The organism is Palleronia salina (assembly GCF_900141995.1).
Classification (GTDB): Bacteria; Pseudomonadota; Alphaproteobacteria; order Rhodobacterales; family Rhodobacteraceae; genus Palleronia; species Palleronia salina.
Genome location: NZ_FQZA01000002.1, coordinates 245,297 through 268,171 on the forward strand (window position 1 = coordinate 245,297; position 22,875 = coordinate 268,171).

Here is a 22,875-nt window from a genome sequence, read left to right on the forward strand (position 1 = left end):
CGCGTAAGCCGACGCCCTGGCTAAAGTGCCAGTTCCGGCGTCAGACCCGTCTTCTCCAGCGCCCAGGCGGCGGCCCAGGCACCGTCGCGCCGGGTCAACATCAGGTAGTTGCGTTGCGCGCAGTAGATCCCGGGACGACCGGGCAGCGCGCGCAGGCGGATCGGGTGGCCCTTCAGGGGCGCTTCGCCGAACCGTGCCAGCGTGCCCAGCCCGCGGGCGAAGGCGGTGGGCGGCGCGGGGTGCGAAATGCCCGAGGCCACAAGCTGGTGCAGCGGCCCGCTCGCGGCATCCATCGTGCCGCGCGTGGCCAAATGGATCTCGCCCGACAGGACCGTCACCGGTGTCTCCGGCCGCTCGTGCCGGTCGAGGATCAGGCGCAGGAACCGTTGCCATTCGGCCCGGTGGGTGCGGCTTTGCCACTGGTCGCGCAGGTCATCCTCGTATTTCTCCATCCGGCGCGTGAGGCCCATCAGCCGCTCGACGATCGACAGGCGCGGCCCCAGGGCGGGGACCGAGGATAGCAGGAACAGGTGCCCCGTCGGGGCGCCGGTGATCGCGTCGGTCACGTCACGCCAGGTGGCGTCGTCCATGACCCGCTCGGGCCGCCGGGTGGAGCGCAGGTCGGGCGCAACGAAGCTGACGCCCGGCGCATCCACGCGCCACGACAGGTGCCCCGACCCGGTGGCGACAGGAGGCTGCTCATCGGGCGCGCAGCCCATCTGGAACATCAGGAACGACTCGCGCGCGACGTCGAACAGCGTGCGGCCCACGTCGCTGTCCAGGATGTCCTCGGGCAGCGATCCCCAGCCGTCGCAGATGTCGTGGTCGTCCCACATGGACAGGCTGGGGACGCGCGCGGCGACCGCGGCATAGCCCGCCTGCGCCGACTGGAAGGCATAGCGCAGGAAGAACGCGCGACGCAGGGCTTCGCGCAGTTCGGCCAATGCGGATGCGGGCTGGGGGCGGGTGTCGATGTCGGGCCAGTCGCGGCTGATCGGGTGCGCCTCGGTCACCTCGTCGGCATAGATCTGGTCGCCGCCTTGGAGCAGCAGGTGCAGCGGCGCGCGGTCGTTGCGTTCGGCCAGCTGGCGCCACATGGCGTTCCGGCTGGCCTCGGGGCGGTCGAGATCGCCATGCTCCTGCCCGTTGCACGAGGTGTAGGCCACGTTCAGGTCGCCGCCCCAGCGGGTGTTCACGCGGTATTCGCGCCCGTCGATCTGGTAGCTTGCGGCCGGATCCGCGGGCAGGCGGAAATCGTATCGCCACATGGTCGCCCCCGCCGCACCGCCCAGCCGCACGGGGTCGACCTGCGTGCCATCGGCCTCCAGCACCGGGGGCTTTCTGCCGACGTGGCGGACCAGTGTCGCGGCCAGGGTCACGCCCCGTTCGTCGACCTGGCGCAGGTGCAGCATCGGAAGGGTGTCGGGGGCACGGTCTGGCAACATCGCCCTGAGATAAGCCCCCCGCGCCCGCCCGCAAGTGCGCTTGAACCGGCGGTGATCTGGTATACCATTTGCCGGAAAACCGAGGAGGACAAGATGGCAGACAAACCGACAGTCGGCTTTATCGGCGTGGGCTACATGGGCCACGGCATGGCCAAGAATATCCTGCAGGGCGGCTATCCCATGCAGATCAAGGGCAACCGCAACCGCACCCCCGTCGACAGCCTTGTCGGCATGGGCGCGACCGAGGCCGATACGCCCAAGTCCATGGCCGAGGCCTGCGACATCATCCATATCTGCCTGTCGAATTCCCCCCAGGTGGAAGAGATCATCCGGGGCGAGGACGGCATCCTCGCTTCGGGCAAGAAGGGCCTGATCGTGGTGGACTGCACCACCGCCGATCCCGGCTCGACCGACATGCTGGCGGCAGAGCTGGCCGAGGCGGGCATGACCATGGTCGACGCGCCGCTGGGCCGCACCCCGAAGGAAGCCGAGGAAGGCACGCTGGACGCCATGGTGGGTTGCGACGACGCGACCTTCGAGACCTTGAAGCCGGTGATCGAGTGCTGGGCCGGCACCATCAACCGTATCGGCCCCGTGGGCAGCGCGCACCGGATGAAGCTGATCATGAATTTCATCGCCATGGGCTATGGCGCGCTGTTCGCCGAGGCGCTGAGCCTCGGGGCGAAATCCGGTATCTCGCCCCAGACCATCCGCAAGGTCATCGGCGAAAGCCGCATGTCCAACGGTTTCTTCGAGACGTTCATGTCCTACGCCGTCGACCGCAATCGCGAGGCGCACAAGTTCACCATCACCAACGCGCTGAAGGACGTGACCTATGTCGCCTCGATGGCGCAGGGGGCGGGGGTGATGAATCCCATCGGCGCGGCCACGCGAAACTACTACGCCCATGTCGCCGCGCTGGGGCAGGGGGCGGATTACGTGCCCATGGTCGCTGACCACGTGGCCCGTCTGAACGGGCTGGACCTGGCCGACGAGGTCAAGAAGGGCGAGAAGTAAGCGCGCGGGCTGGCCGGGGTCAGTGGGCCCCGGCCTTGTCCTTGTTGCCGAACAGGCCGCTAACGGTCTTCACCACCGGCACCAGGATCGCGCCCAGGATCAAGCCGATGACACCGTCGAGGAACGCCGTCACCGCCCATTCGACAGCACCGCGATAGCCCGACACCGCATCGCCCGCGGCGACCGCCAGGTCGTGGATGATGTCGTAGGGCAGGTGCCAGCCCATCTCGTGCAGGCCGTGGACGATGATGTTGCCGCCGACCCACACCATGGCGGCGGTCCCGATGACCACCAGCGCCTTCATGATCCACGGCATCGCCTTCACGATGAACCGGCCCAGCGACCGCGTCACCGACAGCCGCCCCTTGGCGGCCATGGCGACGCCGGCGTCGTCGGCCTTCACGATGACCGCCACCGCGCCGTAAACGGCCACGGTGATCAGGATTCCCGCCGCGCCCAGCACCAGCGCCACGCGCCACAACCCCATATCCTCGGGCAGGGACGACAGCACGATGGTCATGATCTCGGCCGACAGGATGAAATCCGTCTTGATCGCGCCCTTGACCTTCTTCTCCTCGAGATGCGCGTCGGCCATCTTTTCCTTCACCAGGTCCTCGGCGTGATGATCGGCCGGGTTGATGGCGTGAAGCACCTTCTCGGCGCCCTCGAAACACAGGTAGGCGCCGCCCAGCATCAGGAGCGGCGGGATCGCCCACGGCGCGAAGACCGACAGCAGCAGGGCGATGGGCAGCAGGATGACGATCTTGTTGAAGAACGACCCCTTGGCGATCTTCCAGACGATCGGGATCTCGCGGTCGGCGGAAAAGCCGTGGACGTATTTCGGGGTGACCGCGGCGTCGTCGATCACGGCGCCCGCGGCCTTGGACGACGCCTTGACCGCCTGCCCCATGACATCGTCGACCGAGGCCGCCGCCACCTTCGCGATGGCCGCCACGTCGTCCAGTAGCGCGATCAGACCGCTCATCCGGCGTCCTCCTTTGCCTGCTCCGGGGTGACATAGCACCGCAGGGCGGCCGCGCAATGCGGGGCCGCGTTGGCGGGCCAGATGGCTTGGGCGGATCAGCCCGGCTTGCGCGCCCATCCCATGTAGATGACGGCGGTCGTGGGCACACGGCCGAAGACCGGGTCCAGCCGCTTGTTCAACCCGCGCGGCCCCAGCCCGGTCGTCTCGCGCGGCGCGAGCCCCGCGCGTTTCAGCAGGGTGTCGAGCTCGCCGGGCTTGATGAACATGTCGGGGTCGTGGGTGCCCTTGGGCAGGATGCGCAAAACGTCCTCGGCCATGGTGATCGCCGCCAGGCGCGACACGGGGTTGCGGTTCAGCGTGTCGAACAGGAACAGCCCGCCCGGACGCAGCACGCGCGCCACCTCGCGCAGGGTCTGCTCGACGCTTTCCACGTGCTCCAGCACGTCGACGCAGACCACCGCGTCGAAGGCGCCGTCGTCGTAGGGCAGCGACTCGCCCTTGCCCACGTCGTAGCGGATGTCGCGCCCGCCCTGTTCGGCGTGTTGCCGCGCGGCCTTGATCGAGTCCTCGGCCGGGTCGATGCCCGTGACGCGCGCCCCGCGATCGTCCAGCGCCTCGGCCATGAAGCCGCCGGCGCAGCCCAGGTCCAGCACCTGCTTGCCCTGCCAATCGATCAGCCGGTCGAACCACGACAGGCGCCCGGGCACCATGTTCTTCAGGGTGCGCACCCAGCGGATGTCGTCCGACCACCATTGCCGGGCGAAATCGTCGTAGATCTGCAGGTTGTTGCGCGTCTTTTCGGCCATGTCCGCCCCTTCGGTCCTTCGCCGCACAGATAGCGCGGGTTGCGCCACACCCAAGCCACGCAATGACCTTATTCGGTTAGCCCCCGGTTCATCGCTGCGACCGTAGATCCGTCCTCGGGATTTACGGGGGTGACACCATGGCATCGAATGCGCCGATCATAATCAAACGCAAGAAGAAGGGCGGCGGCGACGGCCATCACGGTGGCGCCTGGAAGGTGGCCTATGCCGATTTCGTCACGGCGATGATGGCCTTCTTCATGCTCATGTGGCTGCTGAACGCCACGACCGAGACCCAGCGCAACGGTCTGGCCGACTATTTCAACCCGGCCATCCCCATGGCGAAGCTCTCGGGCGGGGGCGATGGGGTGTTCGGCGGGGACGACGTGGCGTCGAACGATCAGTTCGTGGGGCGCGCCGGGGGTGCGCAGGTGGTTCAGTCGTCCGGCGCCGGTGCCGGGCAGGGCGCCGAGGCGGCGCTGTCGGACGCGCTGGGCGACGTGAAGGACCAGCTGGACGCCAATTCCGGCGAATCGACCGTGGCCGACGACCTGTTGCAGCATATCGACGTGCGCATCACCGACGAGGGGCTGATCGTCGACATGTTCGACCTGCCCGGCGCGCCGCTGTTCGAGCCCGAGCGCGACACGCCCACGGCACTGGGCCGCGAGCTGATCGCGGTTGTCTCGGACATCTTCCGCCTGGCCGAGAACCGGGTCGCGGTGAACGGCCACGTCCGTGCCCAGCCCGTCGTCCGGGTGGAACGGGCGGAATGGGACCTGTCGGCGGCCCGGGCGCAGAAGACCCGCATCCTGATGACCGGCAACGCGATCTCCGCGGACCGCATCGCCCGCATCGGCGGCTTCGCCGACCGGAACCGGCTGCACAAGGCGCCGACCGACCCGCGCAACAACCGGATCGAGCTCATCCTGCTGCGCTGACCGGCGTTAGCGGCCTGTTAAGCCCGGTGGGCTAACCCTTCCTCAAAGACGACGCGGTGACATCAGAAAGGCGCACCCCATGACGATCTCTTCCTCCCTCGCCGCCGGGGTTTCCGGCCTGAACGCGAACGCCCAGCGGCTGGCCAGCATCTCGGACAATATCGCGAACTCGGCGACCATGGGCTACAAGCGGGTCGAGACCGACTTCCACGCCATGGTCCTGGAAAGCGGCAATGCCAGCCGATTCAACGCGGGCGGCGTGCGCAGCTCGACCGCGCGGCTGATCGACGAACGCGGCCAGTTGCAGACCACGCAGAACGCCACCGACATCGCCATGAACGGTCGGGGATTCATGCCCGTCACGCGACAGGCGGCGCTGACCCAGCAGGGCGAATTGCCGCTGTCGCTGATGACCACCGGATCGTTCCGACCCGACGACAGCGGTATCCTGACCGACCCCGTGGGCAACGTGCTCCTGGGCTGGCCGGCCCGCCAGGACGGCAGCTTCCCGTCCTTCCCCCGCGACAGCACCGACGGGCTCGAGCCGATCAACATCTTCCACAACCAGTACTCGGCCAACCCGACGACCGAGATGACGATGCATGTGAACCTGCCGTCGGACGACAGCGCGCCGGGTGCCAGCGGCGATCCGTATGACATCACCCTGGAATACTTCGGCAACCTTGGTCAGAAAGAGTCGCTGAACGTCGTCTTCACCCCGACCGTGGGCGGCGCGGCCCCGTCGAACCAGTGGACCATGCAGGTGACCGACAGTGCCAGTGGCGGCGCGGTCATCGCCGAGTACACGCTGGACTTCAACACCGGCAACCCGGGCGGCGGCACCATGACCTCTGTCACGACCGTCACGGGCAATGCCTACGATCCCGCGACCGGAACGGTGGACCTGACGGCCGGTGGAGGCACCATCGCTCTCAATATCGGTGAGCTGAACGATAATTCGGCCATTACGCAGCTCGATTCGGTCTTCGCGCCCTCGTCGCTCGCGAAGAACGGCACCTCCGTCGGAACGCTGCTGGGGGTCGAGATCGACGCGGGTGGCATCGTGAGCGCGGTTTACGATTCGGGCTTCACGCGCTCGATCTACCAGGTGCCCATCATCGACGTGGCCAATCCCAATGGCCTGAAATCCGGCGATGGCCAGACCTACTCCGTCACCGGCGAAAGCGGCGACATGTTCCTGTGGGACGCCGGTGAAGGTCCGGTGGGCGAGACCGTGGGCTATACCCGTGAAGCCAGCACCACGGATGTCGCGAACGAGCTGACGACCCTGATCCAGACCCAGCGCGCCTATTCCTCGAACGCCAAGATCATCCAGACGGTGGACGAGATGCTGCAGGAAACCACCAACCTCAAGCGCTGATCGGCGCAGCCTTCCTGAACCAGCGACAGGAGACGCCAAGTGGCCATCTCGAACGCATTGAACAACGCCATATCGGGCCTGGGGGCGGCCGGGCGCAGCGCGCAGGTCGTGTCGTCGAATTTCGCCAACGCGCTGACGCCCGGCTACGGCAAGCGCGAGGTCGACCTCGCCAGCCGGGCCCTCACCGGCGGCGTCACCGTGGCAGGGGTCACGCGTGCATCGGATCCCGCGCTGCTGTCCGAACGCCGTGCCTCGGATGCGGCCGTGGCCAGCGGCGACACCACGGTGACCGGCCTGCAACGCCTGACAGATGCCATGGGAGAGCCCGGCGCGCCGCAATCGATCCCGGGCCGTGTCGCTGCCCTGTCCGGGCTCTTGACCGAGGCGGCCAGCCAGCCCGCATCGCAGCCGAGGCTGAACGCGCTGGCCGACGGTGCCCGTGCCCTCGCGGGCAGTCTCAACGCGGCCTCCGATACGGTGCAATCCGTCCGGCTCGACGCCGACAGGTCGATCGCCGCGCAGGTCGATCGGCTCAATACCAGCCTCGCCCGCGTGGATACGCTGAACGGCGACATCATGCGCGCCCGGGTACAGGGCAACGATGTGAACGGCCTGCTGGACGCCCGCCAGGCCGAGATCGACAGTATCGCCGGGATCGTCCCGCTGCGGGAACTGCCGCGCCCGAACGGCGGCGTGGCGCTGATCACCACGGGCGGCGCTTTGCTGCTGGATGACCGGCCCGCCCGGGTCGGCTTCTCGCCCGCGGGCGCCATGACGCCGGGCGATGCGCTCGGCGGATCATTGTCGGGCCTGAACATCAACGGCCTCCCGGTGGACATGAGCCGCAGCTCGGGCCGGATGTCGGGGGGATCCCTGCAAGCCGCGTTCGACTTGCGTGATCGCACCGGGGTCGCGGCGCAGGCCCAGCTCGACGGCCTGGCGCGGGAGTTGATCGCACGCGTTTCCGCCTCCGGTGTGGACCCGACCATCGCGGCCGGATCGCCCGGGCTGTTCACCGATGCAGGCGCGGCCTTCGCCCCGGCCAACGAAGTCGGGCTCGCCGGACGCGTGACCCTGAACGCGGCAGTTGATCCGGCCCAGGGTGGCGCGGTGTGGCGGCTTCGCGATGGCGTGGGCGCCACCGCGCCCGGACCGCAGGGCGACGCGCGCCTTCTGAACACGCTGGGCGCGGCGCTGGGCGCCTCGCAACCCGCCGCGTCGGCGGCGCTCGGAACCGGATCCTTCAGCCTCGGCGGGCAGGCCGACCAGGTCGCGTCGAGCCTGGGATCGTCCCTGTTCCGGGCCGAGCAGGATCGCACCTTCGCCCTGTCCAGGTCATCCGAACTCATCGCCCGCGAGCTCGAGCAGGGGGTCGATACCGATGCCGAGCTTCAAACCCTGCTGTTGGTCGAACAGATCTACACCGCCAACACCAAGGTGATCCAGGCCGTCGACACGATGCTGCAGCAACTTCTGGAGATCTGATCGTGCCATTTTCATCCATAGGCGATCTCGCCCAGACCTTCGTGACGCGCCGTGCCAACACCCGGCTGACATCCGAACTCTCCAAGCTCGGAACCGAACTCACCACGGGCCTGAAGCGCGACAAGGGCACCGCCCTCTCGGGCGATCTGGGGATACTCACCGCGCTCGAACGCAGCGTGACCGAACTTGCCGCCCTCAGCAGCGCGGCGAAGGAAGCCAAGGTTTTCGCCGACGCGACCGAAGCCCGATTGGGTCGTATCCAGGACTTGGTACAGGATCTTGGGACGAAGGCGGTCCTGTCCCAGGGCGGGGTCGGCGGCAATGTCGAATCCGCCGTCATCGCCGCGGCACAAGACGCCTTCGCAACGACCGTGTCGTCGATGAACGCGACGGGTGCGGGCCGCTTCCTGTTCTCGGGCACGGCGACCGGAACCGCCCCGCTTCGGGACGCCGACGCGATCCTGGCCGACCTGGCGTCGTTCGTCGCCGGGGCCCCAGACGCGGCCAGCTTCAACGCGGCGGTCGATGCCTATTTCGGCCCCGGGGGCGGATTCGAGACGACCGATTACCAAGGCACGGCCCAAGATCTCGCGCCGCAAAGGATCAGCCAGGACGAATCGGTCGACCTTGGCCTTCGGGCCGATTCCGCGCTTTTCCGGGATACTCTCGCGGGTATCGCGAGGATCGCCCTCCTGGACGGCGGCGCCTTCGTCGGGGCCCCGGCCGAGCGCCAGGCCATAATCGACACCGCGATCGGCGGGCTGCGCGGCGCGGACAACGGCCTGACCCGTGAACGGTCGGTGGTTGGCAGCGCGCAGGGCCTGATCGACCGCGCGATCACCCGGAACGCCTCCGAGACAACGGCGCTCGATCAGACCCGGATCAGCCTGATCGGTGCTGATCCCTACGAAACCGCGACCCGGATCGAGCAGACGCAGGTCCAGCTCGAATCGCTCTACACGTTGACCGCGCGACTGTCGCGCCTGAACCTGGCGAACTTCCTGTGATGCGCAGGCTCTGGTTGACATGCGCCGTCCTGATCCTCGGCCTGACCGCCGCTTCGGCGTCGCCGGTACGGATCAAGGACCTGGTGGAATTCGACGGCGTCAGGGGCAACGATCTGCTGGGTTACGGCCTCGTCGTCGGGCTGAACGGCACCGGTGACGGGTTGCGCAATTCGCCCTTCACCGAAGAGATCATGGCCAGCATGCTGGAGCGGCTGGGCGTGAACGTCACGGGCGAGCAGTTCCGCCCCAACAACGTCGCGGCCGTGCTGGTCACCGCGGTGTTGCCGCCTTTCGCCCGCGCCGGGAGCCAGATCGACGTGACCGTTTCGGCCATCGGTGACGCCAGTTCGCTGCTCGGGGGGACCCTCGTGATGACCCCGCTCAATGCCGCGGACGGCCAGATCTACGCGGTGGCCCAAGGCACTATCATTGCCGGCGGCGCCACGGCCGAGGGTGACGCGGCCACGGTCACCCAGGGCGTCCCGACCGCCGGGGCCGTGCCCGCCGGCGCACGCGTCGAACGCGAGATCGATTTCGACTTCGGCTCACTGACCAGCGTGCGGCTGGCCTTGCGGACCCCCGACTTCACCACGGCGGCCCGGATCGAACAGGCGATCAACGCGGACCTGAACCGGGGGGTCGCGATCATGCTGGATGCGGGGACGGTCGAGGTCGATATCGCCGCGACTCGGGCGCGCTCACCCGCCCACGCGCTGGGCCGGATCGAGAATATCCGGGTCGAGCCCGAACGGCGTGCGCGCGTGGTCGTTGACCAGAGATCGGGCACCATCGTCATGGGATCGGACGTGCGGATCAGCCAGGTGGCCGTCAGCCAGGGCGGCCTGACCATCCGGGTCGAGGAAGCGCCGGTCGCGGTGCAACCCAACCCCTTCGCTCCGGGCGAGACGGTCGTCGTGCCGCGCACCAATGTCGGGATCGAGGACGAGGCAGGGATCGGGCTGGCCGTCGTGCCGGACGGGACATCCCTGTCCGAGGTGGTCGCCGGTCTGAACGCGCTGGGCGTCGCGCCGCGCGACATGATCGACATCCTGAAGGCGATCAAGTCCGCGGGCGCGCTGCATGCCGAACTCGTGGTGCAATAGTCCGATCGGGCAGCGGGCCCACGGACACGGGGTTCAGCATTGCTGACGCACGGGTTTGATCGGTCGACTGCCGGGTTGGGCGATGTGTCTCGAGATGGCTTCGGCGAGGATACCGGGTGCCTCTTCCGCCAGCAGATGACCGAATGACCCCAGTCGCACCACTTCGCCGCGTGACGTCGGCCGCGCCGCCCTGCGGGACACCTCGGGTGACACGGTCCGATCGGCGTCGCCAACCATCAGGACCAGGGCGCCGGACCATTCGCGCAGCAGCGACGGCAGTCCGGCTGTCGACCATTGCGCCATCATGTCGAGCGTGCCGCGCAGGTGCTCGGGGTCGGCCAGGAGGCGCGCGTAGATGTCGAGGCTCTCTTGGGTCAGGCGCGACCCGGTGCTTCCCATGATCTGGCTAAGGCGCGCCGGGCTGCGCGCCACGCGCGACAGCGCGGCGCCGATGCCGGGGGTCGCCGCCATGGCACGGGCGGCCATGGGAAACGCCCAGGCGGCTGCACCCTGGAACCCGTCCAGCGCAGGGTTCACACCGATGAGTCCGTCCACGCGGTCGGGCGCCTGCGCACCCATGTGCACGGCCAGCGCGCCGCCCGCCGAGTGTCCGACGATCCAGCGGGGCCGCGCGCCTAGCCAGTCCATGAGCCGCCACAGATCCTCGGCCATGGTGACCGGACGGCTGCGTTGCCGTGTCCCGGGCCGGGTGAAGCCGTGGCCCGGCAGGTCGGGCGCGATGACGCGGAAATCCTTGGCGAGGAGCGGCATGACTCCCGCCCAGCCATAGGAGGTGCCGCCCGTTCCGTGCAGCAACAACAGGTCCGGACCGTCGCCCATGACCTGCACGTGCCAGTCATGGGGTCGGCAGCGAACGCGGCGCGAGGCCGCCCGGTTCGGCCAGTCCCGCGCGTCGCGCGCCCAGTCCACGGTCAGCCGTCCAGAAGGGGCGCCACCGTCCGCGACAGGCTGGCGGCGTCGGCGCGGGGCAACGGCACGTAGCTGGCCGCGGCGCGCTCGGCCAGCGTGGCGAGGCTGGGGCTGGGCCGCCGCCCGGTATCTATGACGATCCCGCCCGGCAGGCCGCGCCCCGCGCGCGTGGCGGCGGACAGGGCATCATCCTGGGCACGCTGCCGGTCGGGCTGCCCGTCGAGGTCTATGTTTGCGCGCCCGTCCGTGAGCAGCGCCAGCGACGGCGTCAGGCCGCGCCGCGCGGCCATCTGCGCAAGATCGCAGGCGGTGGAAACCCCGGCGGCCAGCGGGGTGCCACCGCCGCCCGGCAAGGCGGCGAGCCGTTTCTTGGTCTGCACGAGCGAACGGGTGGGCGGCAGCAGCACCTCGGCCGCCTTGCCGCGGAAGGCCACCAGCGCCACGTGATCGCGCCGGGCGTAGGCCTGTGCCAGCAACAGCTCGATCGCGCCCTTCGCCTCGGCCAGCCGCGCCACGGCCTGCGAGCCGGACGCATCGACGCAGAAGATCAGCAGCCGCTCGGTCCGCTCCTCGAAGCGCTGGATGCGGAAATCGGCGGGCCGCAGGTGAACCAAGCGGGGGACCTGCGCGGTGCGGGCACGGATGGTCTGCCATGGGGCAGCCGCGCGGAGGGTGGCCACGAGATCCAGCCGCGCGGCATCGCCCGGCCGACCGGGTCGCGCGGGCAGGGGACGCCCCCGCCGGTGGCCGCGCTGGGCCGCGCCGGTGCCGCCGGAGCCCTTGGCGGCCCGCGCGCGGCGCCCTTCGGCAAGGCTGCGGAGCAGATCGGACGGCAATTGCGCGCGGGCTGCGGCGACGAGCAGCTCGGCCGGCAGGCTGTCGGATGGCGCGTCGGTGCTGTCATCCTCGGCGGCGCTGTCGCGCTCCTCGGGCGGCGGCGTGTCGTCCGCGGCCGTCTCGTCGGTGTCGTCCGTCTGGGGCAGCGGCGTGCCGCGATGGGCAAGGCACAACGCCACCGCCCGGGCCAGGTGATCCTCGGTGAGCGTAGCCGCGCCGTCCAACGCCGCGAGGCCCCGCGCTGCGCGGGCGGTAAGAAGGGGGGCGCGCATCCCGTCGATGGCGAGGGCGGCTGCGGTTTCGACCAGCGCGCGGACCTGGTCGGGTGCGAGCGTCACGTCCGGCCCCTGCATCGCCGCGCCTCCGGCCGACACGGTGTCGAGATCGTCCAGCGCATCGTGGCGCATGTCGTCGAGATAGAGAAACAGACCCAACCGATCGGCCAGCGCACCTGGCAGGCCTTCGTCCTCGGCGGCGCCTTCGTCGAGGCAGACGAGCGCCAGGCCGCCGTCATCGACCGCCTGCGCCAGCCGCGCGGCGCGGGCCGGGTCCAGGCGTTCGGCCCCCGTGACGATGACCAACCCGCCCTGTTCCAGAATGCCGGGCCGGGACACGACCTGCCCTGCCGACAGGGTCGCGGCAAGGTCGATTCCACCGCTCAACGCGTCTTCCGGGGTTTGCGGACCGATGCGGCGGGCGCCGAGCGGTTCGAGCGCGGCCAGTACCGCGTCGCGCACCGGGCCCGGCCGCGCGCGAAGCCACAGACCGCCAAGCCCGGCACCGTCCAGCGCCAGCAGCCGCAGCGCGTCGTGGATCCGTCCCGGTGTCATTCCGCCGCGACGCGGACCGGGCCCAGCGTGTCGGCTACGATACGTTCGACCCGGGCGGCGCTGCCCGATTCGTCCATGGGATCGCGGCGCAGGCGATGGCCCAGGGCCATGGCGGCGACCCGGCGCAGATGTTCGCGCTCGACAGACTTGGCGCCGTCGAAGGCGGCGGCGGCGCGGGCGGCCTTCAGCAGCGTGAGCTCGCCCCGCAGCCCGTCGGACCCGAGTGCGATGCAAAGGGCGGCGCAATCGGTCAGCGTGTTCTCGGACGTCGACACCTTGGGCAGTGCCTTGCGCGCGGCGAGGATATCCTTCCGAAGCTGGGCGTCCTGCGGCTTCCACAGCTTCAGGAACCCGCGCGGATCGCGATCGAAGGCGTCGCGGCGGCGCATGACCTCGACCCGTGTGTCGATATCGTGGGGTGATGTCACCTCGACCGACAGGCCGAACCGGTCCAGAAGCTGCGGGCGCAGCTCGCCCTCCTCGGGGTTGCCCGAACCCACGAGGACGAAGCGCGCGGGATGGCGGATCGAAAGACCCTCGCGTTCGACCAGGTTCTCGCCCGATTGCGCCACGTCGAGCAGCAGGTCGACGATGTGATCCTCGAGCAGGTTCACCTCGTCGATATACAGGTATCCACGGTTTGCCTTCGCCAGCAGGCCGGGCTGGAACGCCTTCTCGCCCTTGGTCAGCGCGCGTTCGATATCCAGCGCGCCGGTCACGCGGTCGTCCGAGACGCCCAGCGGCAGGTCGACCACCGGGGTCGGTCGGCTGACGATGCGGGTGTCTTCGACCGCGGCCCAATCGGGGCAATCGGCCTTCCGGGGGCTGTTCACCGGGCAGCCCGCCACGCATCGGATGGGTGGCAGCAGTGCGGCCAGCGCGCGCACGGCGGTGGACTTGCCGGTGCCCCGGTCGCCGAAGACCAGGACGCCGCCGATGGACGGATCAACCGCGGTCAGCACCATGGCGTGTTTCATGGCTTCCTGGCCGACGATGGCGGAAAAGGGAAAGGGTTGGCTCATGCGGCCTGTCCTTCGGTTGGGAGGGGTCGGGCGGCCTGCCAGTGGCCGCATGTGTCGATAACGCGAAACCGCGCGTAAAGCTCTTCCGCGAACCAGTCGCCGTCCCGCACCGCGCGAATGGCGCGGGCATGGGGCCCGTCCGCCCGGGCGAAGGCCGCCATCGAGGCGGCGTTGGGCCAGACGGAAAAGGTGATCTGGTGCAGGAACGGGATCTCGCCGATGCCGATCTTGAACGCCACGTTGGGATCGGCGCCGATCACGTCGGAGATCGCGGGCGCCTGGTCCCAGAACCGCAGCAGGTGGCGGGGCCGGATCGTCGCCCGGGTCAGCGCGGCCAGCGGTCCACCCGGGTCGGGCGATGCGCTGAAGGGCGTGCGCCGCGACCATTCCCCCCGCACCGAGGTCGGGCGCAGGAACAGGGTCCAATCTTCCGAGGCGCGATCGCGCCAGCGCCGGAACACGGGCGTGTCGCGCAGGCGGATTCGCGCGGTGGCGGCATCGGGCCAGACCGCCAGAATCGCCCAGACGGCGGTTTCGGGGCGTGGCGTGAACCCTTCGCCGCTGCCCGACCCGCAGAGCTTCCAGAACTGGCAGTCGGGAACACGGGACAGTGGCAGACGTGAGGCACCCATCTGCGCGAACGCCCAAAGGCGCGCGGAAACCGTGTCAAAACGGTGGATGGACAGGGTCACGGTCTGGATGGGGCGCCCTCCGCAAGCGGCCACGAAGTGTAAACCTAGTCTGACAGATATCTGATCACTTGCAAAGCGCGCGGCGTGATACAGCTGATTGTCAGGCAAAGTTGACATCTATAGGCTGTAACCATGCGCAGCACATCGAAACACAGTGATCCAAGCCACGCCGTCGTCATCGGCGCGGGTCTGGGCGGCCTGGCCGCGGCCATGCGGCTGGGGGCCAAGGGCTATCGTGTCACGGTGCTGGACCGGCTCGACAGCCCCGGGGGCCGCGGCTCGGCCCTGCACGAGGAAGGGCACCGATTCGACCTAGGACCCACCATCGTCACCGTGCCGCAGCTGTTCCGCGAGCTCTGGTCCGATTGCGGGCGCGACTTCGACGCCGACGTCGATCTGCGCAGCCTCGATCCGTTCTACCAGATCCGCTGGCCCGACGGTTCGACCTTCACCGCGCGGCAGGACACCGACGCCATGCGCGACGAGGTCGCCCGCCTGTCGCCCGGCGATGTCGCGGGCTACGAGCGATTCCTGAAAGACAGCGAGGCGCGCTACGCGTTCGGGTTCGAGGACCTCGGGCGACGGTCCATGCACCGGCTGCGCGACCTTGTGGCGGTGCTGCCGAAATTCGCGTGGCTGCGCGCCGATCGCTCCGTCGCCGCCCACGCCAAGCGGCGGTTCCGCGACCCGCGTCTGCAGATGGCGTTCAGCTTTCACCCGCTGTTCATCGGGGGCGATCCGTTCAACGTGACGTCCATGTATATCCTGGTCAGCCACCTCGAGAAGGAATTCGGGGTCCACTACGCCATCGGCGGTGTCGCCGCCATTGCCGAGGCGATGGTGCGGGTGATCGAGGACCAGGGCGGTCACGTCCGGCACGGGGCCGAGGTGGACGAGATCGTGATCGAACGCGGCACCGCGCGGGGCGTGCGCCTGACCTCGGGCGAAAGCATTGCGGCCGACCTCGTGATCTCGAACGCCGACGCGGGACACACCTATGACCGCCTGCTGCGCAACCACGCCAAGCGGCGCTGGACCCCGGCCAGGACGAAATCGCGCCGCTGGTCCATGGGGCTTTACGTCTGGTATTTCGGCACGCGCGGCACGGCGGACATGTGGGGCGACGTGGGCCACCACACCATCCTGAACGGCCCGCGCTACCAGGGGCTGGTGCGCGACATCTTCATCAAGGGGCAGCTGTCGCAGGACATGAGCCTGTATATCCACCGCCCCTCGGTGACCGATCCGACCGTGGCGCCCGCGGGGGATGACACGTTCTATGCCCTGTCGCCGGTGCCCCACCTTGGGTTCGACCATGCGGCCGACTGGGAGGCCGAGGCGGACCGGTACCAAGACCTGGTCGCCGCGCAGCTGGAGACCGTGATTCCCGGTTTCCGCGACCGCATCAGCGCCAGCCACGTGATGACGCCCAACGATTTCCGCGACCGCTACCTGTCGCCGCACGGATCGGGCTTTTCCATCGAGCCGCGCATCCTGCAATCGGCCTGGTTCCGGCCCCACAATGTCAGCGAAGAGGCGCGCGGGCTTTACCTGGTCGGCGCGGGCACCCATCCGGGCGCAGGGCTGCCCGGCGTGATCTCGTCGGCCGAGGTTCTGGGCAAGCTGGTCCCCGACGCCGCGCGCCCCGTTTCGCCGCCGATCCCCCAGAAGGTTGCCGCCGAATGATCGACCCCGACGACATGCAGCATTGCCGCGACGCGATCCGCCACGGGTCGCTGTCGTTCCACACCGCGTCGCGGATTCTGCCGGCCAAGGTGCGCGACCCGGCGCTGGCGCTCTATGCCTTTTGCCGGCTGGCCGACGACGCGGTGGACCTGGTCGACGACAAGGCCGCGTCGGTTCTGCGGCTGCGCGACCGGCTGGACCTGGCCTATGACGGGCGGCCGCTGAACGCGCCGGCTGACAGGGCCTTCGCCGCCGTCATCGCCGATTACGAGATGCCGCGCGCCCTTCCCGATGCCCTGCTCGAAGGGCTGGCCTGGGATGCGCTTGGCCGGCGCTACGCCACCCTGTCCGAGTTGCACGACTACTGCGCCCGGGTGGCGGCGGCCGTGGGCGCGATGATGTGCGTGCTGATGCGGGTGCGCGATGCCGATGCGCTGGCCCGGGCCTGCGACCTGGGCGTGGCGATGCAACTGACCAATATCGCCCGGGACGTGGGCGAGGACGCGCGCGCGCGGCGGATGTATCTGCCGACCGACTGGCTGGACGCGGCGCGAATCGACGCGGACGCCTTCTTCGCCGAACCGCTGCCCACCGACGCGGTGCGCGGCATGGTGCGCCGCCTGCTCGACCATGCCGACCGGCTGTACCTGCGGGCCGAGGCCGGCGTCGCCGCCCTGCCCATGGGCGCGCGTCCTGGCATCTTCGCGGCGCGGCACATCTACGCCGGCATCGGCACCGCCGTCCGGCGCAACGGGTGCGATTCGGTCAGTTGGCGCGGCCGAACGTCGCGGCGCCAGAAGGCGGGCTGGATGGGCCTGTCGATGTTGCGCGCGGGGGTGACGGTGGCGATGCCGCGCTCGGCCGTGCTCTATGCCCGGCCCCTGCCCGAGGTGCAGTTCCTGGTCGATGCCGCTGCCCGGCAACCGCGAGCGAGTGCGCCCTGGGGCGAAGGCCGCTCGGGCGCGCTGATCGGCGCATTCGCGCAGCTGGAACAGGTCGACCGCGTGCGATCCGGCCGCGCGGCGGGCTGAAACAGGCATTTCCTGAAAACTGGTCGGGCAGAGAGGATTCGAACCTCCGACCCCCTGCTCCCGAAGCAGGTGCGCTACCAGGCTGCGCTACTGCCCGACCGTGGGGGGCGGACTACTGCTTCGGCGGGCGCTTGGCAAGGGCCTGATAGCCGGGCGGCACCCGGTTCGCCTGGTTTCGCAGAAGCATGGCGATCCGCGGCACCGCCACGTTGTCGGTGCGGTGGCGATAGGCGGTGGCGGGCGTCGTCTGCGACCGGCCGCCCAGGCTTTCGCGCAGCACGATGTAGACGCCCGACGCGATGATGATGGCCGCGCCGATCCAGGTGGGCGTGTCGGGACGTTCGCCGAACAGCAGTGCGCCGAAGATCGCGGCCCAGATGATCTGGCTGTACTGCATGGGGGCGACCACCGCGGCCTCGCCGTTGCGGAAGGCCGCGATCATCAGCAGGCCCGCAAGAAACGCCAGGAGCGCGACACCCCCCGCCATACCCATGTGGAGCAGCGGCATGGGCTGGTAGACCAGCGGCATCATGGCGCCCGCCAGCACGAAGTTCGTCATCATCGGATAGAGCAGCAGGACCACCGGACGTTCGTCCTTGCCGATCTTGCGCACGACGACCGACGCGGTGGCAGAACCGCACGCCGTCAGCAGCGCGGCGGCGTGGCCCAGCGTCAGTTCGTCGGCGTTCCACGGCCGCAGCACCACCAGCACGCCGATCAGCCCGGCCACCACCGCCGCCCAGCGATGGGCCCCGACCCGTTCCCCGAGGATCGGGATCGACAGCACCGTGATGATCAGCGGCGCCGCGAAGATCAGGGCATAGACCTGCGCCAGCGGCAGGTTCGAGAACGCGTAGAACGCGCCCATCAGGGCCGAGACACCCGCCACCGTGCGCAGCGCCGTCCACCAGGGATGCACCGGGCGCAGCGTGCCCGAGACCGGGTCGCGCATCAGCATCACGGTGACCAGCGGGAATCCCAGCAGCACCGAGAAGAAGATGATCTGGAAGGACGAGTAGGTCGCCCCCAGCGCCTTCACCAGCACGTCGTGGGTGGCGAAGATCGCGTAGGCCAGCAGGGCGAAAAGCGGGCCTTTGATGGCGTGGGGCAGCGTGAAGGTCATGCTGTCTCAGAACGCCCGAACGCGCCACAGGTCAAGGGGGAACCGCCGGGCCCGGCAAACGCTGTCCTGCCAGATCGGAAAGGGACCGCCCATGGAAATCATCTACCTGATGTTGCGCGCCGCCACGGGCGTCGCGCTTGTCGTGCTGCTCGCCCGCCTGAACGGCCTGCGCAGTTTCTCGAAGATGTCGGGCTTCGATTTCGCCATCACGGTTGCCACGGGCTCGGTCCTGGCGGCCGTCGTCACGGCGGACAAGATGGAGGCCTACCTGGTGGCGATGGGCGCACTGGTCGCCCTGTTCGTCGTTCAGCGCGCGTCATCGCAAGCGCGGTCGCGGAGCGACTCCTTCCACCAGGCCATCGACAACACGGCGCTTCTGCTGATGGAGAACGGCGAGATCCTGCAACACAACATGCTGCGCGGCCGGGTGACCCACGACGACCTGATGGGCAAGCTGCGCGAGGCGAATGCCCTGCGCCTGTCCGATGTCCGCGCCGTGGTGCTTGAGGACACCGGTGAAGTCAGTGTCCTGCACGGCGCGGAACAGGTAGACGATTGCCTGCTCGAGAATGTGCGCCGTTAGCCGGCGCCCAGCGCGGCGACGATGGCATCGCCCATTTCCGAAGTGGTGACGGGGTCCTTACCGTCCTCGCCCAGCAGGTCGGCGGTGCGCAGGCCCTGTGCCAGCACCGCCTCGACCGCGCCTTCAAGCGCCATAGCGTCGTCGCCCCGGTCGAAGCTGTAACGCAGCGCCATTGCAAAGCTCAGGATACAGGCGATGGGGTTCGCCTTGCCCTGTCCCGCGATGTCGGGGGCCGAGCCGTGGACGGGCTCGTACAGCGCCTTGGGCCGACCGTTTTCCATCGGCGCGCCCAGCGAGGCCGAGGGCAGCATCCCGAGGCTGCCGGTCAGCATCGCGGCGGCGTCGGACAGCAGGTCGCCGAACAGGTTGTCAGTCACGATCACGTCGAACTGCTTGGGATTGCGGACCAGCTGCATGGCGCCGTTGTCGGCATACATGTGGCTAAGCTCGACATCGGGGTAATCCTTGCCGACCTCGGTAGCGATCTGGCGCCAGAGCACGCCCGATTCCATCACGTTGGCCTTTTCCATCGAGCAGAGCTTCTTGCCGCGGCGCATGGCCAGCTCGAAGGCCGAGCGGCAGACGCGCTCGATCTCGGACTCGGTATAGCGCTGGGTGTTGATGCCCACGCGCTCGTTGCCTTCCTCGATGATGCCGCGCGGCTCGCCGAAATAGATGCCGCTGGTCAGTTCGCGCACGATGACGATGTCCAGCCCCGCGACCACGTCCTTCTTCAGCGAGCTGAAATCGGCCAGCGCGTCAAAGCACTGGGCCGGGCGCAGGTTGGCGAATAGGTCCATTTCCTTGCGCAGGCGAAGCAGGCCGCGCTCGGGCTTCACGCTGAAATCCAGGTCGTCGTATTTCGGGCCGCCGACGGCGCCCAGTAGCACGGCATCCACGCGCTGCGCCTGTGCCATGGTCTCGTCGGTCAGGGGCGTGCCGTGCTTGTCGTAGGCGCAGCCGCCCACGAGATCCTCGGTCACGTCGAAGGTCAGGTTGCGATGGGTGCCGAACCAGTCGATGACCTTGCGGACCTCGGCCATGACCTCGGGGCCGATGCCGTCGCCGGGAAGGATCAGAAGGGAAGGGTTCGGCATGGGTTACGCTCCGTCGCTATGGGTCCAGCGCGGGGTATAGCGGGGGCGTTGGGCCGTCAAGCGCGGGGCCCCGGGCGTGGTTAGGGCAGGGTGATGTCCGCCCAGACCAGGCGATGGCGCGGCCAGTCCTCGACCGGTCCCAGATCCGTCGCCTGCGGGGTGTCCGGGGCGGGCCAGAGCACGCCGGCATCACGCACCGCGATGTCCGCCGAGGGCAGAAGAACGCTCAGCCGCAGGTTGCCCGGGCCGTCCAGGTCCGCGGTGTCGAGCGCCGGGTCGCCCACGTGTTCTGGGTCCGCCGCGGCCATGCCTCCGGCGCTGCGCGGGGCGGGATCCTGCACGCGTGGATCGTCCAGAAGCGCGTTCACCGCTTCGGCGCGACCCTCGCCATCCACCGGGTCGATATTGCCAAGTCCCAGGATCACGAAGGGCGCGGGCGGCGCGGGGACCGCCAGCGCGCCGTCCAGCAGGCGCAGCCAAAGCGCCGTCTCGTCATGGGCGCGGCGACCGTTCAGATCCTCGGGTCCGTCGAAGACCGGGGGCGTGGCGGACCACGTCATCAGGTGCAGGACCTCGTCGCCCACGGTGACGGGAACGATCCAGTGCCCGGTCGACGACACCCGCCTTTGCGCGGCGGTCTCCGGGTCGGGGAAGGGCGGCTCCGGGGGGATGGCGCCGGGAAGATCGTCCCACAGCAGGTCGGACAGGTCGGTGGCGGCGTCGGCGTCGATGGGAAAGCGCGACAGCACGGCCATGCCGCCCTGCCCGGCGAAACGTCCATAGCCCATGGCATCGCGCGGACCGCCCAGCCGACCGTCGCCGTCCAGGTCCAGCCCCGTGGCTTGTCCGGAATTCGGTGGCAGGGCGAAGCGGTGGGGGTAGTCAGGCGCGCCCGCCTCGGTCGCGGTCTCGGCCAGGGCGTTCAGCGTGGCGGCGCCCGCGTCGTAGTCGACCCCCTGCAAAACCAGGATATCGGGCACGGCCTCGGCGATCATGCGTGCGACCGCCAGCGGGCGCGGGTCATCCTCGAGAATGTCGCGCAGCATCAGGCCGGGCCCGCGCGCGAAGAGATCGGTGTTGAAGGTGGCGATCCGCAGGTCGGTGGCGCCGGCCAGCCCCGGCAGCGCCGAAAGAAGCAGCGCGGCGGCGAGACGACGGATCAGGCCGATACCATGCCGCCCGCGTTCAGCGACGACTGCCGACGGCGTTCGTCGATCATGGTGGCGATCCGGGCCATGGCGATGCCGCGCATGAACAGCGACGCGGGCAGGAAGGCCCAGGCCGAGATCACCCAGACCATCGTTTGCGGGTCCTGCAGGCTGATGCGGCCGAACTGGTCCGACGCCGTGCTGATGGCAACGGGCATGAGGAAGGGCAGCAGCAGCCCGAACAGCACGTTGATGCGTCCGTCGCGTTCCAGCCGGGTGACGACGTCACCGCCGCGGGTGGGATCGAAGGTGGGCAGGTTGACCCACACGTTGAAGCTGCCGCCCTTCAGCGGCCAGCTGCGCCGACCGAGCAGCAGGACGAACACTGCCAGCGACAGCAGCGAGATCACGTGGGCGAGCCCGACGGCGCTGCGCACCAGCAGCAATTCGCGGACGGTGGCGTCCTCGGGCATCATCAGCACCAGCAGGCGCACCGGCGAATAGGGGAAGTCCATCGCGCGGCCGATCACGTGCCCCACGATTTCCAACAGGACCGTGAGCGAGTTCGGATCGCTCTGACCGCGCGCGATCAGGCTGATCGCGGCAACGGTCAGGAAAAGCATGGTGAAGCGGATGCGGTTGAAAGGCGCGGCATCGCGGAATTCGTAGAGACAGGGATAGCGCGAACCGTACTCGAACAGGGTCAGGACGCCTGCGCAGATGGCAATGAATGCCACCGCCTGCGTCGTGTCATCGGACACGATAGGCAGGATCAGCGATGGCGTCGCGATCAGCAACGCAACCATGATCCCGCGCAAAAGCGCGCCTGTCACCCGTGAGATCACTGTCTCATTACCCCGTTCCGGACGCGACCGATACGATGCCGGGCGCTTGTTCCAACGATGGTCCGCGGCTGGCCGCGGTATGCCTCAATCTTGCCCAATTTTTGCCCCACTTGTCGCTGGACGCGCAACTTCGGATCTTGGTTAACAGGGAATTCGGGGCGGTTTCGTGGAATAACTGGTGCGACTTTGCATCAAATAAGGCACAAAAAAGGGGCCGACCGTAAGCCGACCCCTGCATCTTGTGGTTGTGGCCTACTGGCCTACAAGGGTCAGACCCAGGGCCGCGACTGCGAGGCCTGCGCCTCGAAACTGTCGATCGCGGCAGCCTTCTCCAGGGTCAGGCCGATATCGTCCAGGCCCTCCATCAGGCAGTGCTTGCGGAAGCTGTCGACCTCGAAGGAAATCTGCTCGCCATCCGATGTCGTGATCGTCTGGTTCTCCAGGTCGACCGTCATCCGGGCGTTCGATCCCTTCTCGGCGTCCTTCATCAGCAGGTCCACCTGCTCCTGCGGAAGCGCGATGGGCAGGATGCCGTTCTTGAAGCAGTTGTTGAAGAAGATGTCGGCGAAGCTGGTCGAGATCACGCAGCGGATGCCGAAATCCTTGATGGCCCAGGGCGCGTGCTCACGCGACGAGCCGCAGCCGAAATTGTCTCCAGCGATCAGGATTTCCGCGTCGCGATAGGCCGGCTGGTTCAGGACGAAATCGGGGTTTTCGCTGCCGTCGTCGTTATACCGCATCTCGTCGAACAGGTTCACGCCCAGCCCAGACCGCTTGATGGTCTTCAGGAACTGCTTGGGGATGATCATGTCGGTGTCGATGTTGATCAGCGGCAGCGGCGCGGCGATGCCGGTCAGCTTTTCAAATTTTTCCATGGATTTGAT

General features: G+C 68.7%; 21 protein-coding genes and 1 tRNA gene. 9 read left to right on the forward strand and 13 right to left on the reverse strand.

Annotation, left to right across the window (positions count from 1 at the left end; all coding sequences use genetic code 11):
- Positions 1 to 20: 20 nt before the first annotated feature.
- On the reverse strand, positions 21 to 1,445 hold the full coding sequence (locus tag BUB76_RS04080) for an alkaline phosphatase D family protein (protein ID WP_073127022.1): 1,425 nt from the start codon (positions 1,443 to 1,445) through the stop codon (positions 21 to 23).
- Between the two features lie 93 nt (positions 1,446 to 1,538).
- On the opposite strand from BUB76_RS04080, the gene BUB76_RS04085 reads away from it, so the two are divergent.
- Positions 1,539 to 2,462, forward strand: a complete 924-nt coding sequence (locus tag BUB76_RS04085) for an NAD(P)-dependent oxidoreductase (protein ID WP_073127531.1) — start codon at positions 1,539 to 1,541, stop codon at positions 2,460 to 2,462.
- 19 nt (positions 2,463 to 2,481) lie between these two features.
- Here the strand turns inward: BUB76_RS04085 and BUB76_RS04090 are convergent, their stop codons facing one another.
- On the reverse strand, positions 2,482 to 3,447 hold the full coding sequence (locus BUB76_RS04090; protein ID WP_073127024.1) for a DUF808 domain-containing protein: 966 nt from the start codon (positions 3,445 to 3,447) through the stop codon (positions 2,482 to 2,484).
- A gap of 95 nt (positions 3,448 to 3,542) precedes the next feature.
- The gene (gene ubiG, locus BUB76_RS04095) at positions 3,543 to 4,253 is read right to left on the reverse strand and encodes a bifunctional 2-polyprenyl-6-hydroxyphenol methylase/3-demethylubiquinol 3-O-methyltransferase UbiG (RefSeq protein ID WP_073127026.1); all 711 of its coding nucleotides are present in this window, start codon (positions 4,251 to 4,253) and stop codon (positions 3,543 to 3,545) included.
- A 137-nt stretch (positions 4,254 to 4,390) separates the two neighbouring features.
- Between ubiG and BUB76_RS04100 the strand changes: the two genes are divergently transcribed.
- The 5 genes from BUB76_RS04100 to BUB76_RS04120 all read left to right on the forward strand — a co-directional run bounded on the left by BUB76_RS04100 (position 4,391) and on the right by BUB76_RS04120 (position 10,167).
- Positions 4,391 to 5,191: a flagellar motor protein MotB gene (locus BUB76_RS04100; protein WP_073127028.1), complete on the forward strand. Its 801-nt coding sequence runs from the start codon at positions 4,391 to 4,393 to the stop codon at positions 5,189 to 5,191.
- 79 nt (positions 5,192 to 5,270) lie between these two features.
- Positions 5,271 to 6,572: a flagellar hook protein FlgE gene (locus tag BUB76_RS04105; RefSeq protein ID WP_073127030.1), complete on the forward strand. Its 1,302-nt coding sequence runs from the start codon at positions 5,271 to 5,273 to the stop codon at positions 6,570 to 6,572.
- A 39-nt stretch (positions 6,573 to 6,611) separates the two neighbouring features.
- Positions 6,612 to 8,057 carry a flagellar hook-associated protein FlgK gene (gene flgK, locus BUB76_RS04110; RefSeq protein ID WP_073127033.1) on the forward strand — a complete coding sequence of 482 codons (1,446 nt, stop codon included), beginning with the start codon at positions 6,612 to 6,614 and terminating at the stop codon, positions 8,055 to 8,057.
- Between the two features lie 2 nt (positions 8,058 to 8,059).
- Entirely contained in the window at positions 8,060 to 9,064 is a 1,005-nt protein-coding gene (locus BUB76_RS17585; protein WP_175550260.1) for a flagellin N-terminal helical domain-containing protein, read from the forward strand.
- Positions 9,064 to 10,167, forward strand: a complete 1,104-nt coding sequence (locus BUB76_RS04120; RefSeq protein WP_073127037.1) for a flagellar basal body P-ring protein FlgI — start codon at positions 9,064 to 9,066, stop codon at positions 10,165 to 10,167. Before BUB76_RS17585 ends, BUB76_RS04120 begins: the two co-directional genes overlap by 1 nt.
- 33 nt (positions 10,168 to 10,200) lie before the next feature.
- Here the strand turns inward: BUB76_RS04120 and bchO are convergent, their stop codons facing one another.
- From bchO to crtA, 4 genes are read right to left on the reverse strand one after another with little or no spacing between them, the layout of a single operon-like run.
- Positions 10,201 to 11,097 (reverse strand): alpha/beta fold hydrolase BchO, encoded by an 897-nt coding sequence (gene bchO / locus BUB76_RS04125; RefSeq protein WP_073127039.1) that lies wholly within the window; start codon positions 11,095 to 11,097, stop codon positions 10,201 to 10,203.
- 2 nt (positions 11,098 to 11,099) lie between these two features.
- Positions 11,100 to 12,764, reverse strand: coding sequence for a magnesium chelatase subunit D (locus tag BUB76_RS04130; protein ID WP_084140528.1), 1,665 nt, complete (start codon positions 12,762 to 12,764; stop codon positions 11,100 to 11,102).
- Positions 12,761 to 13,786, reverse strand: a complete 1,026-nt coding sequence (gene bchI / locus BUB76_RS04135) for a magnesium chelatase ATPase subunit I (RefSeq protein ID WP_073127042.1) — start codon at positions 13,784 to 13,786, stop codon at positions 12,761 to 12,763. Before bchI ends, BUB76_RS04130 begins: the two co-directional genes overlap by 4 nt.
- The gene (gene crtA / locus BUB76_RS04140; protein ID WP_139210031.1) at positions 13,783 to 14,487 is read right to left on the reverse strand and encodes a spheroidene monooxygenase; all 705 of its coding nucleotides are present in this window, start codon (positions 14,485 to 14,487) and stop codon (positions 13,783 to 13,785) included. The genes bchI and crtA overlap by 4 nt, the downstream gene beginning before the upstream one ends.
- A gap of 123 nt (positions 14,488 to 14,610) precedes the next feature.
- On the opposite strand from crtA, the gene BUB76_RS04145 reads away from it, so the two are divergent.
- Both BUB76_RS04145 and crtB read left to right on the forward strand, forming a co-directional pair.
- A complete protein-coding gene (locus BUB76_RS04145; RefSeq protein ID WP_073127046.1) occupies positions 14,611 to 16,164 on the forward strand; it encodes a phytoene desaturase in 1,554 nt (517 codons plus the stop codon).
- Positions 16,161 to 17,195, forward strand: coding sequence for a 15-cis-phytoene synthase (gene crtB / locus BUB76_RS04150; protein ID WP_073127049.1), 1,035 nt, complete (start codon positions 16,161 to 16,163; stop codon positions 17,193 to 17,195). Before BUB76_RS04145 ends, crtB begins: the two co-directional genes overlap by 4 nt.
- Before the next feature lie 20 nt (positions 17,196 to 17,215).
- Here the strand turns inward: crtB and BUB76_RS04155 are convergent.
- Together BUB76_RS04155 and BUB76_RS04160 are read right to left on the reverse strand one after the other, a co-directional pair.
- A tRNA-Pro gene (locus tag BUB76_RS04155) sits at positions 17,216 to 17,292 on the reverse strand.
- 15 nt (positions 17,293 to 17,307) lie between these two features.
- Positions 17,308 to 18,318: a DMT family transporter gene (locus BUB76_RS04160; protein ID WP_073127051.1), complete on the reverse strand. Its 1,011-nt coding sequence runs from the start codon at positions 18,316 to 18,318 to the stop codon at positions 17,308 to 17,310.
- A gap of 91 nt (positions 18,319 to 18,409) precedes the next feature.
- On the opposite strand from BUB76_RS04160, the gene BUB76_RS04165 reads away from it, so the two are divergent.
- A complete protein-coding gene (locus BUB76_RS04165; protein WP_073127054.1) occupies positions 18,410 to 18,901 on the forward strand; it encodes a DUF421 domain-containing protein in 492 nt (163 codons plus the stop codon).
- Here the strand turns inward: BUB76_RS04165 and leuB are convergent.
- The 4 genes from leuB to leuD all read right to left on the reverse strand — a co-directional run bounded on the left by leuB (position 18,898) and on the right by leuD (position 22,866).
- Positions 18,898 to 19,998 carry a 3-isopropylmalate dehydrogenase gene (gene leuB / locus BUB76_RS04170; protein WP_073127056.1) on the reverse strand — a complete coding sequence of 367 codons (1,101 nt, stop codon included), beginning with the start codon at positions 19,996 to 19,998 and terminating at the stop codon, positions 18,898 to 18,900. The two genes, BUB76_RS04165 and leuB, sit on opposite strands and share 4 nt — an antisense overlap.
- A gap of 80 nt (positions 19,999 to 20,078) precedes the next feature.
- Positions 20,079 to 21,167, reverse strand: coding sequence for an endonuclease/exonuclease/phosphatase family protein (locus tag BUB76_RS04175; RefSeq protein WP_308417664.1), 1,089 nt, complete (start codon positions 21,165 to 21,167; stop codon positions 20,079 to 20,081).
- The gene (locus BUB76_RS04180; protein ID WP_308417662.1) at positions 21,158 to 21,979 is read right to left on the reverse strand and encodes a hypothetical protein; all 822 of its coding nucleotides are present in this window, start codon (positions 21,977 to 21,979) and stop codon (positions 21,158 to 21,160) included. The genes BUB76_RS04175 and BUB76_RS04180 overlap by 10 nt, the downstream gene beginning before the upstream one ends.
- 281 nt (positions 21,980 to 22,260) lie before the next feature.
- Positions 22,261 to 22,866: a 3-isopropylmalate dehydratase small subunit gene (gene leuD, locus BUB76_RS04185; protein ID WP_073127063.1), complete on the reverse strand. Its 606-nt coding sequence runs from the start codon at positions 22,864 to 22,866 to the stop codon at positions 22,261 to 22,263.
- Between the last annotated feature and the right edge of the window lie 9 nt (positions 22,867 to 22,875).